This window comes from Phocaeicola salanitronis DSM 18170 (genome assembly GCF_000190575.1).
GTDB lineage: Bacteria > Bacteroidota > Bacteroidia > Bacteroidales > Bacteroidaceae > Phocaeicola > Phocaeicola salanitronis.
Genome location: NC_015164.1, coordinates 1,386,244 through 1,400,412 on the forward strand (window position 1 = coordinate 1,386,244; position 14,169 = coordinate 1,400,412).

At 44.9% G+C, this 14,169-nt stretch carries 17 protein-coding genes and 1 pseudogene; 10 read left to right on the plus strand and 8 right to left on the minus strand.

Features of this window, described 5'->3' with window-relative positions; translation table 11 throughout:
• The first annotated feature begins 82 nt into the window (after positions 1-82).
• The 4 genes from BACSA_RS06215 to rpmA all read left to right on the plus strand — a co-directional run bounded on the left by BACSA_RS06215 (position 83) and on the right by rpmA (position 1,841).
• A complete protein-coding gene (locus BACSA_RS06215) occupies positions 83-721 on the plus strand; it encodes an HAD family hydrolase (protein ID WP_013617250.1) in 639 nt (212 codons plus the stop codon).
• Between the two features lie 201 nt (positions 722-922).
• Positions 923-1,093: a hypothetical protein gene (locus BACSA_RS19250; RefSeq protein ID WP_158098149.1), complete on the plus strand. Its 171-nt coding sequence runs from the start codon at positions 923-925 to the stop codon at positions 1,091-1,093.
• Positions 1,094-1,229: 136 nt separating this feature from the next.
• Positions 1,230-1,547, plus strand: a complete 318-nt coding sequence (gene rplU / locus BACSA_RS06220) for a 50S ribosomal protein L21 (RefSeq protein WP_013617251.1) — start codon at positions 1,230-1,232, stop codon at positions 1,545-1,547.
• A gap of 21 nt (positions 1,548-1,568) precedes the next feature.
• On the plus strand, positions 1,569-1,841 hold the full coding sequence (gene rpmA / locus BACSA_RS06225; protein WP_013617252.1) for a 50S ribosomal protein L27: 273 nt from the start codon (positions 1,569-1,571) through the stop codon (positions 1,839-1,841).
• Positions 1,842-1,992: 151 nt separating this feature from the next.
• On the opposite strand, the gene BACSA_RS06230 is transcribed toward rpmA, so the two are convergent.
• From BACSA_RS06230 to nusB, 5 genes are all read right to left on the minus strand, one after another.
• Positions 1,993-2,421: a DUF5606 family protein gene (locus BACSA_RS06230; RefSeq protein ID WP_013617253.1), complete on the minus strand. Its 429-nt coding sequence runs from the start codon at positions 2,419-2,421 to the stop codon at positions 1,993-1,995.
• Between the two features lie 65 nt (positions 2,422-2,486).
• Positions 2,487-3,086 (minus strand): dephospho-CoA kinase, encoded by a 600-nt coding sequence (coaE, locus tag BACSA_RS06235; protein WP_013617254.1) that lies wholly within the window; start codon positions 3,084-3,086, stop codon positions 2,487-2,489.
• Positions 3,080-4,099 carry a YbbR-like domain-containing protein gene (locus tag BACSA_RS06240; protein WP_013617255.1) on the minus strand — a complete coding sequence of 340 codons (1,020 nt, stop codon included), beginning with the start codon at positions 4,097-4,099 and terminating at the stop codon, positions 3,080-3,082. The genes coaE and BACSA_RS06240 overlap by 7 nt, the downstream gene beginning before the upstream one ends.
• Before the next feature lie 11 nt (positions 4,100-4,110).
• The gene (yajC, locus tag BACSA_RS06245; RefSeq protein WP_013617256.1) at positions 4,111-4,419 is read right to left on the minus strand and encodes a preprotein translocase subunit YajC; all 309 of its coding nucleotides are present in this window, start codon (positions 4,417-4,419) and stop codon (positions 4,111-4,113) included.
• Positions 4,420-4,475: 56 nt separating this feature from the next.
• Positions 4,476-5,402 carry a transcription antitermination factor NusB gene (gene nusB, locus BACSA_RS06250; protein WP_013617257.1) on the minus strand — a complete coding sequence of 309 codons (927 nt, stop codon included), beginning with the start codon at positions 5,400-5,402 and terminating at the stop codon, positions 4,476-4,478.
• 177 nt (positions 5,403-5,579) lie between these two features.
• Between nusB and BACSA_RS06255 the strand changes: the two genes are divergently transcribed.
• The 4 genes from BACSA_RS06255 to BACSA_RS06270 all read left to right on the plus strand — a co-directional run bounded on the left by BACSA_RS06255 (position 5,580) and on the right by BACSA_RS06270 (position 8,222).
• Positions 5,580-5,972, plus strand: coding sequence for a PUR family DNA/RNA-binding protein (locus tag BACSA_RS06255; RefSeq protein WP_041583913.1), 393 nt, complete (start codon positions 5,580-5,582; stop codon positions 5,970-5,972).
• Positions 5,973-6,594: 622 nt separating this feature from the next.
• The gene (locus BACSA_RS06260) at positions 6,595-7,191 is read left to right on the plus strand and encodes a 50S ribosomal protein L25/general stress protein Ctc (RefSeq protein WP_013617259.1); all 597 of its coding nucleotides are present in this window, start codon (positions 6,595-6,597) and stop codon (positions 7,189-7,191) included.
• A gap of 35 nt (positions 7,192-7,226) precedes the next feature.
• Positions 7,227-7,790 (plus strand): aminoacyl-tRNA hydrolase, encoded by a 564-nt coding sequence (gene pth / locus BACSA_RS06265; RefSeq protein WP_013617260.1) that lies wholly within the window; start codon positions 7,227-7,229, stop codon positions 7,788-7,790.
• Between the two features lie 9 nt (positions 7,791-7,799).
• Entirely contained in the window at positions 7,800-8,222 is a 423-nt protein-coding gene (locus BACSA_RS06270; protein WP_013617261.1) for an RNA-binding S4 domain-containing protein, read from the plus strand.
• 157 nt (positions 8,223-8,379) lie between these two features.
• Here the strand turns inward: BACSA_RS06270 and BACSA_RS06275 are convergent, their stop codons facing one another.
• Positions 8,380-8,805: an HIT family protein gene (locus BACSA_RS06275; protein WP_013617262.1), complete on the minus strand. Its 426-nt coding sequence runs from the start codon at positions 8,803-8,805 to the stop codon at positions 8,380-8,382.
• Positions 8,806-8,842: 37 nt separating this feature from the next.
• On the minus strand, positions 8,843-11,098 hold the full coding sequence (locus BACSA_RS06280; RefSeq protein WP_013617263.1) for a cation:proton antiporter domain-containing protein: 2,256 nt from the start codon (positions 11,096-11,098) through the stop codon (positions 8,843-8,845).
• Between the two features lie 89 nt (positions 11,099-11,187).
• Here BACSA_RS06280 and BACSA_RS06285 point away from each other — a divergent pair, with 89 nt between their 5' ends.
• Positions 11,188-13,272, plus strand: coding sequence for a DNA topoisomerase 3 (locus BACSA_RS06285; protein ID WP_013617264.1), 2,085 nt, complete (start codon positions 11,188-11,190; stop codon positions 13,270-13,272).
• A gap of 333 nt (positions 13,273-13,605) precedes the next feature.
• On the opposite strand, the gene BACSA_RS06290 is transcribed toward BACSA_RS06285, so the two are convergent.
• Positions 13,606-14,019 carry a hypothetical protein gene (locus BACSA_RS06290; protein WP_013617265.1) on the minus strand — a complete coding sequence of 138 codons (414 nt, stop codon included), beginning with the start codon at positions 14,017-14,019 and terminating at the stop codon, positions 13,606-13,608.
• A gap of 21 nt (positions 14,020-14,040) precedes the next feature.
• Between BACSA_RS06290 and BACSA_RS20570 the strand changes: the two are divergent.
• Positions 14,041-14,142 (plus strand): annotated as a pseudogene (locus BACSA_RS20570) (IS982 family transposase); the annotation flags it as partial.
• Positions 14,143-14,169 lie beyond the last annotated feature (27 nt).

The window sequence follows — 14,169 nt, forward strand, 5'->3', positions numbered from 1 at the left end:
ATTGTCCATTGAAAAAAGTGGATAATCCGCCAAATTCACGTACCTTTGCGGCATTATTCACCAAAAACATGTATTGAAACAAATGAAAACATACCGGACTTATCTTTTCGATTTCGACTATACATTGGCAGATTCGTCGAAAGGCATCGTGATGTGTTACCGCAACGTGCTCGAACGCCATCATCATACCGGCATCAGCGATGAAGCCATCAAGCGGACCATTGGCAAAACGCTGGTGGAATCGTTCTCCCTCCTCAGCGGAATCACCGATGCCGATACCCTGGAAGCCTACCGGAAGGAATACGTAAAGGAAGCGGACAAGTATATGACGGCAAACACCCGCCTCTTCCCCGAAACCTCACACGTGCTGACAACGCTGAAAGCACGCGGAGCGAAACTGGGCATCATCTCCACCAAATACCGTTACCGCATCATGGAACTGTTGGGACATGCGCTTCCCGAAAGCACGGTCGACCTCATCGTAGGTGGAGAAGACGTGCAGACTCCTAAGCCTTCGCCCGAAGGCGTATTCATCGCCCTCGAAAAGCTACAAACAGAAAAAACGGATGTCCTGTACGTAGGCGACAGCACTGTAGATGCCGAAACTGCCCGGGCGGCAGGAATAGACTTTGCAGGCGTGCTTCACGGAACAACCACCCGGGAAGAGCTTGCCGCCTATCCGCATACCGGCATCTTAAATGACTTATCGGAATTGCTTTAGAGCCTGTTTAAATTTTCCAATAAAATAATATTCTATCAGGTTCTTTTGCGTTTGTTTCCGGTCTGTTTTCCCGGTTTTATTCGTCAGATAGCCCGCTATCCTCCTCATAAAATCAGAAAAACATCCTTGAAAACAATTCGCAAAATTAACCTGAGCAAAATTTAAACAGACTCTTAGAAGCTGTTTTGAATTTATCGTGCGATGATTTGGGATGAGTTTTTGAGGCATTTTCGCTTCTGTGATGAGGAAGATAGCGGGCTATCTGACGAAGAACAGGAGCGGAAAGGACCAAAAAATCGCCCAAAGCACACACGAAAACGAACACATCAAGCCAAGAAAAACTTTTTGGAGAAATTCAAAACAGCTTCTTAGAAAATATTTTAGCATAAACAGTTGGTTATATGAACGGAAAGCTGTATCTTTGCAGCCGATTTAGTCCGTGGAGGTAGACAAGTGACCCGAGAGAAGGGTTCACCTTGCGGAGAAAACCCGTTTAATATTAAATAAAATGTACGTAATTGTAGAAATTAACGGTCAACAGTTCAAGGCTGAAGAAGGCAAGAAATTGTTCGTTCAGCACATTCAGAACGCAGAAGGCGGCGCAACTGTTGAATTTGAGAAAGTCTTGTTGGTAGACAACAACGGTACTGTAACAGTAGGCGCTCCTACCGTAGAAGGAGCCAAAGTGGTTTGCGAAGTAGTTTCTCCGCTGGTAAAAGGCAAGAAAGTATTGGTATTCCACAAGAAGAGAAGAAAAGGTTATAAGAAACTGAACGGTCACCGTCAACAGTTTACTGAATTGACCATCAAACAAGTTATTGCTTAATCATTAAAAACGTAGAAGAAAATGGCACATAAAAAAGGTGTAGGTAGTTCGAAGAACGGCCGTGAATCGGAAAGTAAGAGATTAGGCGTAAAGATATTCGGCGGTGCAGCTTGCAAGGCTGGCAACATCATTGTTCGTCAAAGAGGTACAGTTCATAACCCGGGCGAAAATGTAGGTATGGGAAAAGACCATACACTTTACGCATTGGTAGACGGAACTGTATGTTTTAAGAAGAAACGTGAAAACAAGAGCTATGTTTCAGTAATTCCCGCTAAGGCTGAAGCTGAAGCATAAATCTTACAAAAAAGGCAATAAAAAAAGGAGGCTTGAAAGTCTCCTTTTTTTATTGTAGCAATGCGCCAATGTGCTAATAAACAATGTGAGAATGTGCCCATAACAAAAGAGCCTATTCATTAGCACATTGTTCATTAGCACATTTTGTACATTATTCCGCAGCGGTCTCCACGGTTTCCATCTGAACACCTTCTACAAAGTCAGTTTCTCCGCTTGCAACAAGCAGGTTATACCATTGAATCAGTTTCCGGATGTCACTGGTATGGACACGGTCGCGGTCATACTGGGGCAATACTTCTGCCATAAAATCGTGCAACTCTGCAGCAGAAGCTTTTTTATAGTCCAGCTGTACCTCTGCAGCGTTTTCCTTTTGCTTTATAGATTCGAGCACTGTTGCCAACGGAACATCGTTTGCATCGGTATACATGGCAATATCACCCAATGAAATTACTTTATCACTCGCATAAACCGGCAATCTTTTCTTATCAGCCAAATTTTCAACAATCAACATATTTTTAGCCTGAGAAATCAGTTTATACAATCCCGGCTTGCCCGAGATAGCCAAAATAGTCTTCAACATACAATTTTACAAGTTTAGTTATTTAATGAAACAAAATTACAACTCACATCCGACATATACAAACTTTAGTCCTTCGCTTTTTCCATTTTGCCTAAAATTTGCAGCAAACCGTCTATCTGCACCTCCAACGGCTTGCTTCCGTCGTTTAGTATCACAAAATCCGAACGCCTGCATTTCTCTTCATCGTCCAGCTGGGCTTCCATGCGCTTACGCACTTGCGCTTCCGCCATGCCGTCGCGCTCCCGAACCCGGCATATCCGCATTTCTACAGGGGCATATACCGTCACGATAAAGTCGACCGTATCTTCGAAGCCCGCCTCGAACAGGATGGCACTCTCCAATGCGACATGCGGTGCATTCTGACACGACGTCCAACGGTTGAAGTCGGCTTTCACACGGGGATGGACAATTGCGTTAATCCGTCCGGCGTTCTGCGCGTTGGCAAACAAATAGGCAGACACCAACGGTTTATTCAATTCTCCATCTGCCGTATACACCTCCTCGCCCAACAAGTCTGTCAGTCCTTTCCGGATATCCGTATCGGTCCGCATCAGTCGCTTGGCTCCGGCATCCGAATCATACACGGGTATGCCCCGCGCCGCCAGCAGACGCAGCACGTATGACTTTCCGCTTCCAATGCCTCCCGTCACACCGAACCTTACCATATACCCCCCTCCTCTGCCGTTTGTTCTATCAGATAATCGACAGATGCAGGCAAAATACGGACATGGCTCACATAGTCGGGGGCAGATTTCAAACTTAAAGGAAGCTTGTCGCTTTTCGCCTTCAATATGTCCTCATAGGTAACGCCAATAAAAAAGTCTTCCGAAGAGACATCCTTAAAATGCATCAGCCCTACCTGAAACGTGACCTGCACTTTGGAAGGGAAGGTGCGAAGCACTTTGTCGGCCGGGAAGTTAATCCCTACAATCGGGACTTCCACCGTCTTTTCCGAATACATATCCACACATACCAAAAGGTCGTTGTACGCCGGAACAAACTTCACTCCTTTCAGTTTCCGAAGCAGAACGCGGCGGTGCAAGGTGTCTGAGACATTCTCCAAATCCAACCTATCGGTATATGCAGCCGTCAGTGTGTCCAGCACTTCCTGAGGGGCGTATGCGATGACCGAATCGGGAGTAAAACCGACATGCGACACGTAATACTGAAGCCCTGCCCGGACTTCGCCATCCAGGCGCACCGGCACTTTCTTCGCTTTCCCCATGGTGTAAATGAAATCAAGCGTATCGGGGCGCACAGAAATCAGATGCGTGGAGACGTTCAGTTGCGCTGAAATCTTTTTCAGCAATTCCGCTGACGAGATATGCACGTGCGTGCCTCTGTCCCGATAGTCGTTGAAGTCGAAAGAAACAGGAAAAAACGTCCGCCCCAGCATATAATTGAGCAATACGGTTCCCCTGTCTTCCACCCGCACCCGCACTTCATGAGGCAATTCGGAAGTCAACACCGCCTCTTTCGGCACGTTCTTCAGCCGCAAAGGGACTTTAAACTCTGTCTGATAGACATTGTCTAAGGTCTGCAACATCCAAAACGCGAAAGAAACCAGCACAAAAAACAAGAAGACCAGACACTCTTTGCATTTATCACTCAGCAAAAACTTTCTGATCTTCCGTATTCCAATTTGATAATATCGCACTATGTTCTTTACATCGAACATCGATTATACCTTTACTTGTTTGCCTGCGCTTGCGCATCGGCGTAAATGGAATTCTTGTCTACCTTAATCTTTACACTTGGAGCAATTTCGACAATCACCGCATTATCTTCTATTTCCTTAATTTTTCCATAAATGCCGCCCGCCGTAATCACAGACTGACCCACTTCCAGGTTCTTGCGGAAGTTCTGGATTTCCTTCTGTTTCTTGTTCTGCGGACGAATCATAAAGAAATACATGATAGCAAAAATCGCCACCATCATAATCAGGAACGAATAATCGCCTCCTCCTTGCGCTTGCATAACTACAGTCAATAAATTCATAATAATCGTTTCTTTGTGAATTAATAAATTAGCCGCACAAATATATCACTTTTCCGTTAATTCTTCGTCAGCTTATTTTCCTTTTTTAATTGATTAACTATTCCGTCCAGCGTACCGTTGATGAATCCCCCGCTTTTAGGAGTGCTGTAAAGTTTCGCTATCTCCACATATTCGTTCAGCGACACATTCACCGGAATGTTCGGGAAACTCAAGATTTCAGCCAATGCAATCTGCATGATGATGACATCCATCACTGCCACACGCTTGAGGTCCCAGTTCCTTGAGTTTTCACTAATCAGATGGCGGTAGTAATCCGCATTCAGAATCGAACGGCGGAACAAACGGCGCGCGAAGTCACGGTCTTCCTCGTCCTTAAACTCAGGAAGCAATTCCTGCTTTTCCCCGTTTTTGGGGTCGAAACGCTTAATGGTCTTCAACACAAACGTGTCTACGATTTCCTTATCATCGTTCCAGTACAGGCTTTGGTCTTCCAGCACTTCGTCCAGCGCCGGATTATTGAAAATGATTTTCTTATACAGCTTTCGCCATACTTCGCGGTCTTCCTCATACGAAGAAGTCTCGCTGGCCATATACTCCTTATATATATCGCTCTGCATAATCTGTTCGCACAAGCCCTTGATGAACTCCGGCTCGTTCTCCCAGGTTTTCTTCTGGTTGTTCGCAAAATCGTTCAGCTGCTTGTTTATCTCCAGCTGAGCGATAAACTGATTGTCTACAAATTTGGTGTTCGGATTTAAATCCTCTTGCGTAGGAGCAAGCTTGTGTTTCGCCGCATCCAGCCGCCTGCTGGAATACCTTGTCACTTCTACCATCAGAAGCAGAAGATAGTTATACAAATCATACGCTTTGGATAAACTGAAGAACAACTCCTTTTCTGCAGTATCCAAATTTTTGCCTCCATTCTGATAATAGGCGTAAATGATTTGAACTACCTTCAAACGAATAAGAACTCTGTTAATCATACTATCTATAACTATATCATGTAATTGAGTTGCAAAATTACGATTTTCATACATATCATGCAAATAAACGCCACATTTTTGCTGAAATTTAGTGTTTATAGATATTTTAAGACATAGTTTCTTGGCTTTTTCCAGAAAAATCAGCAATTTTGGAGGCGATTTTTAGATTTTAGCGTTATGGAAGAATTTAAGAAAAATATGACAGCAAGCGAAGGAGACAAGGAAATCGTTTTTACCAAAGCCGTAAAAGCCGGCAAAAGAATCTATTATTTAGACGTAAAAAAAAGCCGCAAAGGGGAAATGTTTCTGGCGATTACCGAAAGCAAGAAAATAACCACCGGGGAAGGAGAGGCTTCACAAGTCAGTTTTGAGAAACATAAAATATTCCTTTACAAAGAAGATTTTGAAAAATTCCTGAACGGGCTTCAGGAGACCATCCAATACATCGAACATGAGCAAGGTCCCATTGCCGGCGAAAGCCACATGGCAAAAAACGAAAACCTTGCAGCCGATGAAATCTTACGCGAACCGCTAAAGACAGACGACATCAAGATTGACATCGACTTTTAGAGCCTGTCTAAATTTTCCAATAAAGTAATATTCTATCAGGTTCTTTTGCGTTTGTTTCCGGTCTGTTTTCCCGATTTTATTCGTCAGATAGCCCGCTATCCTCCTCATAAAGTCAGAAAAACATCCTCGAAAACAATTCGCAAAATTAACCTGAGCAAAATTTAAACAGACTCTTAATTCTTTATATTGAACACAGAGGCACAAAGACACGGAGGAATTGACAATTGATAAAACCCTGTGCCTTTGAGCTTCTGTGTTCCATCTTGTTTTTCGCAAACCAGTTTTGTTATGCTATAAGGTTGATATTATGAAGAGATGCCGCTGCATGGTCCGATGCATGCGGACTGCATCCCTCAGTCCTCCTAGAAAGGACTGCAGCCCTGACAGGCTGGGACTGGAGTACTGGCAGCAGAGGACAGCAGTCCCGGCAGGGCAAGACTGGCAGGACAATAGGATGTGTTTGTTTTTGCAAAGAAATTTCAGAAGAACATTTGCCATATCAAACATTTTCACTACCTTTGCACCGCTTTTTCGATTTCATCGATGTGCAAGAAAGTGCACCGTGTGATGGCGAATTAAGCAAAACAACTTAATTTAGAGTAACACAAAAAACAATTCAAACATGAAATCAATTGACATTACAGGTTCTTTAAGAACAGAAACAGGAAAGAAAGCAACCCATGATTTGCGCAAAAACAATCAAGTTCCGTGCATATTATACGGAATGAAAAAAGATGAAAACGGAAATCCGGCTGCCACTCCTTTTGCCGTTACAGTAGAAGGTTTGCGCAACTTGGTTTATACGCCGCACATCTATGTAGTGAATCTGAACATTGACGGACAGGTGGTAAACGCCATTATGAAAGATATACAATTCCATCCTGTAACTGACGCTATCCTGCACGTAGACTTCTATCAAATCAACGAAGAAAACCCGATTGTAATGGAAGTGCCCGTTCAGTTGGAAGGTTTGGCTGAAGGTGTGAAAGCCGGTGGTAAATTGGCGTTGCAAGTCCGCAAGTTGAAAGTGAAAGCTTTGTACAACAACATCCCCGAACGCTTGGTTATAAACGTAACCAACTTAGGTTTGGGCAAGACTATCAAAGTCGGAGAATTGCATTTCGACAACCTGGAATTGCTGAATGCAAAAGATACAGTGGTTTGTGCGGTTAAATTGACCCGTGCCGCTCGTGGTGCACAGGCTGCTGCCGCAAAATAATCCTGCATTGATGTAAACGAACAAATCCGCTTTCAATGAAATATTTGATTGTAGGCTTGGGGAATATCGGTGATGAATATCACGAAACCCGGCACAACATAGGATTTATGGTATTGGACGCTTTAGCTAAGGCGTCCAATATTGTTTTCAAGGACGGACGATACGGCGCTACGGCATCTTTATCCATCAAAGGACGGCAGCTCATTCTGCTTAAGCCCTCTACTTACATGAACCTCAGCGGGAATGCGGTACGTTACTGGATGCAACAAGAAAAAATCCCGTTGGAAAACGTACTCATTGTGGTAGATGACTTGGCACTTCCGCTGGGAAGCCTCCGCTTGAAAGGAAAAGGAAGCGATGCCGGGCATAACGGGCTGAAACACATCGCCTCTACATTGGGTACACAAAATTATGCAAGACTGCGTTTCGGCATCGGCAATAATTTCCCTAAAGGAGGGCAGATAGACTATGTATTGGGACATTTCGACGAAGAAGAACAAAAAGCATTGCCCGAACGGATAGCGATAGCCGAAGAAATCATCAAAAGTTTCTGCCTTGCCGGACTGAACATTACCATGAATCAATTTAATAATAAATAAACCAAACCTATGCCCGAAGCAAGAATAGACAAATGGATGTGGGCGGCACGCATATTCAAAACCCGTACCATCGCCGCCGAGGCGTGTAAAAAAGGAAGAATACACATCAACGGGGCACAAGCCAAACCCTCGCGTATGGTCAAGCCCGGCGATGTCATTCAGGTAAGAAAACCGCCCATTACTTATTCTTTCAAAGTTTTGCAAGCAATAGAAAAACGAGTCGGGGCAAAACTGGTTCCTGACGTTATGGAAAACGTCACTACCCCCGACCAATACGAACTGTTAGAGATGAGCAAAATCAGCGGATTCGTAAACCGTGCCAAGGGGACAGGACGCCCGACAAAGAAAGACCGGCGTGACTTGGACGAATTCTTCACCCCCGAATACATGGACGACTTCGACTTTGATTTCGATGATGAAGAAGAGGAGTAAAAAACAGAATCGAACACAGAGGCACAAAGACACAGAGTTTTATTTACAATTTACGAAGTACAATTAAACCATTGGAATAGTAAATCGTACATCGAAAAATAAATTATTCCTCCGTATCTCCGTGCCTCTGCGTCCAATCAAAGAATCACTCAGCCAATTACAGATTCGCCTTCACCGCGTCAATCAGTTCCTGATATTCGGCATCCGACAAATATACTTTTCCCGGATTCATTTGGAATGTACCTCCGTAGTCAGGTCCGTCTACATACTTAGGCGCCAAATGGAAATGTAAGTGCGACAATTTGTCGCTATATGCTCCATAATTGATTTTTTCAGGATTGAAAGCCTTTTGCATGGCACGGGTCACACGCGCAACATCCGCCATAAACGCATTACGGTCTTCATCGCTCAACTCGTTCAAGTCGTTCACATGGTCTTTATACGCCACCAGGCAACGTCCCCGATACGTTTGTTCTTTAAACAAGAATACACGCGAAACGCTTAACGGTGCAATTTCAATCATCAAGTTGTGCAATGTCTCATTGTTCTGACAATAGAGACAATCTTTCGGATCACTTTTCATAATTCTTTCTTTTTTATTTATGTGTTAAACATGGATTTCATTTAGCCTCAAACAATTTCTTCAGATTATCCGCTTCTCCTACCACCCATACGATATCATTCTCCCGCAAAGGCTCATGAACATCGGGAGCACGCAAAGCGTCTTCACCTGCCGACTCGATACCCACCACCAGACAATGGTAGTTCGGGCGGAAACCGCTTTCTATGATATTACGTCCTACAAAAGGCGAATTCTTATCCACGATAAACTGGCTCAGCTTCATTTCACGCTTTTCCAAATCTCCCTCATCGGGCGGAAGCACCGCCTTCTCTGCCTTTGCCGAAAAAGCGTTCAACTGCTCATCCGTGCCGATAACCTGAAGTGTATCGTTCGGGAACACGCGCGATGCCCCGTCGGGAATATTCACCCGATGCGTTCCCCGGATAATCGATGCCACATGCACGCCATACTTCTTGCCCAAGTCCAGCTCTTTCAACGTATGCCCTACCCAAGCCGAATCCGGAGAAACCGTAAAATCGCTTAAGTGTATATCGCGGTCAAGCAATTTCCCCGCATAAGCAGGACGCTTGTCACCCAAATATTCCTGCTGCATCTCTTTCGAACGCAAATTCAACTCAAATGTACGCTCCAATACGATGGATTGCTTCTTCAGGAATCGGGAAAATATCATGCCGCAAACCAATAAAATGGCAATGCCGACCATCAGCGCCACCGACCCTTGGAACAAACGTTCGATAATGAACACCACAAAACCTACCCCAATCAAGACCCGAAGAATGACCAAAGATATCAATGGAGCATGATTGAACCGATTATCATTCCACAAAGTCCGAAACTCAGCCGAATGGTTTTTCTTCATAATCAGTGCACGGAGGAATGGAGCTATTGCCAAAATGGTAATCACGGCGGTCACAATCTTCCCCCATTTCATCCCCAACATATCGAGAATATAAGGACGCATAAAATGCAAGCAGATAATCAATACGGCGATAGAAAGCACCGAATAAATCAATACGACCCGTGCCACCGCCAACAACAGCTTCTGCCAGTTGGTCTTATGGTTTACCGTAGACGAGCCAGCCGAATAACGCTCCAGCAGCAAGCGCCAACGCCCGGGCAGATGACGGTCTATCACATTATAGGCAGGGACGGCAAGCCGGATCATATAAGGAGTAAGGAACGTGGTGATAACCGATACCGCCACCACAATCGGATAAAGGAAATCGCTCGTGACTTTCAGGCTGACTCCCATCGCGGCGATAATAAAAGCGAACTCACCTATCTGCGTCAGGCTGAACCCGCATTGCATAGCAGTCTTTAACGGCTGGCCGGACAGCAACACACCCATCGTACCGAATACGGTCTGCCCCAACAGAACAGCCGCAACAATCGCCAAAATCGGATAACGGTACTCCACAATCATGTGCGGGTCGACCATCATGCCCACCGATACAAAAAACACTGCGCCGAACAGGTCTTTCACCGGAGCCACCAAATGCTCGATATGCTCCGACTCAACCGTTTCCGAAAGGATAGAACCCATGATGAAAGCGCCGAACGCGGGAGAAAAACCGACCGCTGCCGCTAAATACACCATTCCGAGGCAAAGGGCAAGCGACACAATCAGCAGGGTTTCGTCGCTCATCAGCTTACGGACCCTCTTCAAGAATAGCGGTATCAGATAAAGCCCTACCACCAGCCACAATATCAAGAAGAACACCAGCTTGGCAATGCTGAGCATCATCTCGCTTCCTTCAAAATGCGAACTGACAGCCAGGGTAGAAAGCATCACCATCAGCACAATGGCAAGAATATCTTCAATAATCAAAATGCCTAACACAACACCCGCAAAATGCTGCTGGCGCAAACCCATATCGTCGAAAGCCTTGTATACAATGGTAGTAGAAGACATGGCAATCATTCCGCCCAGGTAAATGCAATCCATCTGCTTCCAGCCGAACATCCACCCCACCGATACACCGATGATAATCATGCACAAAATAATGGTGGAAGCGGAGATTATCGCAGAACTTCCAACCTTCAACAATTTCTTGATGCTGAACTCCAGCCCCAAAGCGAACAAGAGAAAAATAACGCCTATTTCCGACCATAAATCGATATTCGCCTCATCGACTACCGAAGGGGTAAAAGCGAAATGCGGGCTGCACAAAAAGCCAGCCACAATATACCCTAACACCAAAGGCTGTTTCAGTTTCTTAAATACAAGAGTCATCACGCCGGCACAAATCAATATCAGTGCCAAATCGCTGATAAGAGGAGCTAATTGAGACATATTCGTTTATTCCTTTTTTAGTATCGTACCGCAAAAGTAACAAAAAACAAAAAACATTCTTACCTTTGCAGCAAAATAAAACAGAAAATATGATAGTTTGCATAGCCGAAAAACCCAGCGTGGCACGCGATATAGCCGATGTATTGGGAGCCAAACAACGAAAAGACGGATACATCGAAGGAAACGGATACCAGGTGACCTGGACATTCGGGCATCTCTGTACCCTGAAAGAACCGCACGAATATACGCCTTCGTGGAAAGCATGGTCACTCTCAAGCCTTCCGATGATACCGCCACGCTTCGGCATCAAACTGATAGAAGACCCGGGCATACAGAAACAATTCCAAATCATCGAACGCCTCATGCAGGCGGCTGATGAAATCATCAACTGCGGCGATGCCGGGCAAGAAGGAGAGCTTATCCAACGCTGGGTAATGCAGAAAGCAGGAGCGCATTGCCCCGTTAAGCGTTTGTGGATTTCTTCACTGACCGAAGAAGCCATCCGCGAAGGTTTCGCCAAGCTGCAAGACCAGTCGCAATTCCAGTCGCTCTACGAAGCCGGACTAAGCCGTGCCATAGGCGACTGGCTTTTAGGCATGAACGCCACACGGCTCTATACGTTAAAGTACGGACAAAACCGCCAAATACTTTCCATCGGGCGGGTACAGACCCCTACTCTCGCCCTCATTGTCAACCGTCAACAAGAAATCGAGCATTTCGTGCCGAAGCAATATTGGGAACTCAAGACCGTTTACCGCGACACCACATTCAGTGCCATCGTGCGCAAAAGCGACGAAGAACTTGCCGAAGAAGCAGCCCAAAGCAATGCGCCAGCTAAAAAGAAAAAGGAAGAAGACAACCGGGGCATCCCTCCCATCACCGATGAAGCCACGGGAAAAGCCTTGCTGGAACGCATCAGCCACGTACCTTTCACCGTAACCGATATCAGCCTGAAAAAAGGGAACGAAGCTCCTCCCCGGCTCTTCGACCTGACTTCCCTGCAAGTGGAATGCAACAAGAAGTTCTCATATTCAGCCGACATGACCTTGAAACTCATCCAGTCGCTCTACGAAAAGAAAGTTGCGACCTATCCGCGTGTAGACACCACCTTCCTGAGCGATGACATTTATCCGAAATGCCCGAAAATACTGGAAGGCTTGAAAGACTATGCCGCCTTTACCTCACCGCTTGCCGGACAGAAACTGATAAAATCGAAAAAGGTATTCGACAACTCGAAAGTGACCGACCACCATGCCATTATCCCGACCGGTGTGCAACCGCACGGACTGACCGACATGGAAAAGAATGTATTCGACCTGATAGCGCGCCGCTTCATAGCCGTGTTCTACCCCGATTGCAAATTCTCCACCACCACAGTTACAGGCAAAGCAGACGACATCGAGTTCAAGGTAAGCGGCAAGCAAATCATCGACCCGGGCTGGAGAGTCATCTTTGCCAAAGAACCGAAAGAAGACACGAAAGAAGGGGAAGAAGAAAGCGTATTGCCTGCTTTTACCAAGGGAGAAAGCGGACCGCATACGCCTATGCTGAATGAAAAATGGACCCAGCCGCCCAAGCCCTATACCGAAGCCACCTTGCTTCGGGCGATGGAAACGGCAGGCAAGTTAGTGGATAACGAAGAGTTGCGCGACGCCCTGAAAGAGAACGGAATAGGACGTCCCTCTACCCGTGCCGCCATCATCGAGACATTATTCAAACGGCATTACATCCGCAAGGAACGCAAAAGCCTGATAGCGACTCCCACGGGCGTAGAACTCATCGGACTGATCCGAGAAGAACTACTGAAATCCGCCGAACTGACAGGCATTTGGGAAAAGAAACTGCGTGAAATAGAACGGCATAGCTACAATGCGAAACAATTCTTAGACGAATTGAAACAAATGGTAGGCGAAATTGTCACCAGTGTATTAAGTGACAATACCAACCGCCGCGTCACCGTGATGCCCGAAGAACCGGAAAAGAAAAAAAAGGCGGCTCCACGGGCTAAAAAAGCAACCGCATCGGCTCCCACTCCCCAACCCGCATTGCCCGAAGGCGATGCCATCATCGGCACGAAATGCCCGCTCTGCGGAAAGGGAACCATCCTGAAAGGGAAAACCGCCTACGGCTGTTCGGAATGGAAAAACGGCTGTACATTCCGCAAACCGTTCTGAAAGAGTTAAGAGTTTATAATGAATAGTTAATAACGGTAAGATAGCCAGTATTCACTATCCACGTCACGCCGGATTTGTACTCCGGCGTAATTGACCTACGGTTCCGCAAACTCAATTACGTTGGATTGCAAATCAGCGTAACGAGAAGTTGCTTTTATTTTCTCCGATAAGTTTACTTAGCAAGCCATGAACCAATGTATGATTGAAAGGATTAGAATCTGTTTCAGGCAGTCTCCCTTTTACGTTCTCCGTCCCAAAACCGTAAAAGGATGCCGCTTGCATCGATAATATAACCCAATCTCTTACATATCTTTGAAGGTATTCTGAAATGAATTATAACGTGATTAGCTTTAAGAACGCAATAATTATAATAGGATAAAAGAATATAGGTATTACTTTCCATAATCCACGCTTATAATGTTTTTTTCTTTCTTCTTTAGTCATTTTTAAATATTCCTCATGGATTATTTGAACATATCTGTCTTGTTTTAGCTTTTTGATTATCGCGTTGACAACTATTAGACATAAGATAACTGTACCTAAAGCTATACTTAATTTGTATTGTGGAGTTCTGTATATATGTACGAGTATAAAAAGAATTATGCAAGCTGTAAATACGAAAAGTGTTTGTAGAGTTCCCCAAATTCCGTTGTATATGTTTTTTTCATCAAATTCTTGTTTGTATTTTTCCATCATATAAATTTTTGAAATTACAATCTCATAATAGAATGATTTTATTTTTTTCATATTTTTCAAATAACATTATTGATTTACAATCAAAAAAGTGCGATTGCAGCATACTGCTGTTTTCCAAAAAAGCCGTGTATCAATGTTACGAGAACTATTGACACACAGCCTACATTGTTCTGAATTCGTCGAATTCACGTTATCTTATCC

What these genes read in the sequence shown, in the direction of transcription:
- BACSA_RS06215 (WP_013617250.1), top strand. Translation starts at nt 83, where the DNA reads ATGAAAACATACCGGACTTATCTTTTCGATTTCGACTATACATTGGCA.
- BACSA_RS19250 (WP_158098149.1), top strand. Translation starts at nt 923, where the DNA reads ATGATTTGGGATGAGTTTTTGAGGCATTTTCGCTTCTGTGATGAGGAA.
- rplU (WP_013617251.1), top strand. Translation starts at nt 1,230, where the DNA reads ATGTACGTAATTGTAGAAATTAACGGTCAACAGTTCAAGGCTGAAGAA.
- rpmA (WP_013617252.1), top strand. Translation starts at nt 1,569, where the DNA reads ATGGCACATAAAAAAGGTGTAGGTAGTTCGAAGAACGGCCGTGAATCG.
- BACSA_RS06230 (WP_013617253.1), bottom strand. Translation starts at nt 2,421, where the DNA reads ATGTTGAAGACTATTTTGGCTATCTCGGGCAAGCCGGGATTGTATAAA.
- coaE (WP_013617254.1), bottom strand. Translation starts at nt 3,086, where the DNA reads ATGGTAAGGTTCGGTGTGACGGGAGGCATTGGAAGCGGAAAGTCATAC.
- BACSA_RS06240 (WP_013617255.1), bottom strand. Translation starts at nt 4,099, where the DNA reads ATGTTCGATGTAAAGAACATAGTGCGATATTATCAAATTGGAATACGG.
- yajC (WP_013617256.1), bottom strand. Translation starts at nt 4,419, where the DNA reads ATGAATTTATTGACTGTAGTTATGCAAGCGCAAGGAGGAGGCGATTAT.
- nusB (WP_013617257.1), bottom strand. Translation starts at nt 5,402, where the DNA reads ATGATTAACAGAGTTCTTATTCGTTTGAAGGTAGTTCAAATCATTTAC.
- BACSA_RS06255 (WP_041583913.1), top strand. Translation starts at nt 5,580, where the DNA reads ATGGAAGAATTTAAGAAAAATATGACAGCAAGCGAAGGAGACAAGGAA.
- BACSA_RS06260 (WP_013617259.1), top strand. Translation starts at nt 6,595, where the DNA reads ATGAAATCAATTGACATTACAGGTTCTTTAAGAACAGAAACAGGAAAG.
- pth (WP_013617260.1), top strand. Translation starts at nt 7,227, where the DNA reads ATGAAATATTTGATTGTAGGCTTGGGGAATATCGGTGATGAATATCAC.
- BACSA_RS06270 (WP_013617261.1), top strand. Translation starts at nt 7,800, where the DNA reads ATGCCCGAAGCAAGAATAGACAAATGGATGTGGGCGGCACGCATATTC.
- BACSA_RS06275 (WP_013617262.1), bottom strand. Translation starts at nt 8,805, where the DNA reads ATGAAAAGTGATCCGAAAGATTGTCTCTATTGTCAGAACAATGAGACA.
- BACSA_RS06280 (WP_013617263.1), bottom strand. Translation starts at nt 11,098, where the DNA reads ATGTCTCAATTAGCTCCTCTTATCAGCGATTTGGCACTGATATTGATT.
- BACSA_RS06285 (WP_013617264.1), top strand. Translation starts at nt 11,188, where the DNA reads ATGATAGTTTGCATAGCCGAAAAACCCAGCGTGGCACGCGATATAGCC.
- BACSA_RS06290 (WP_013617265.1), bottom strand. Translation starts at nt 14,019, where the DNA reads ATGAAAAAAATAAAATCATTCTATTATGAGATTGTAATTTCAAAAATT.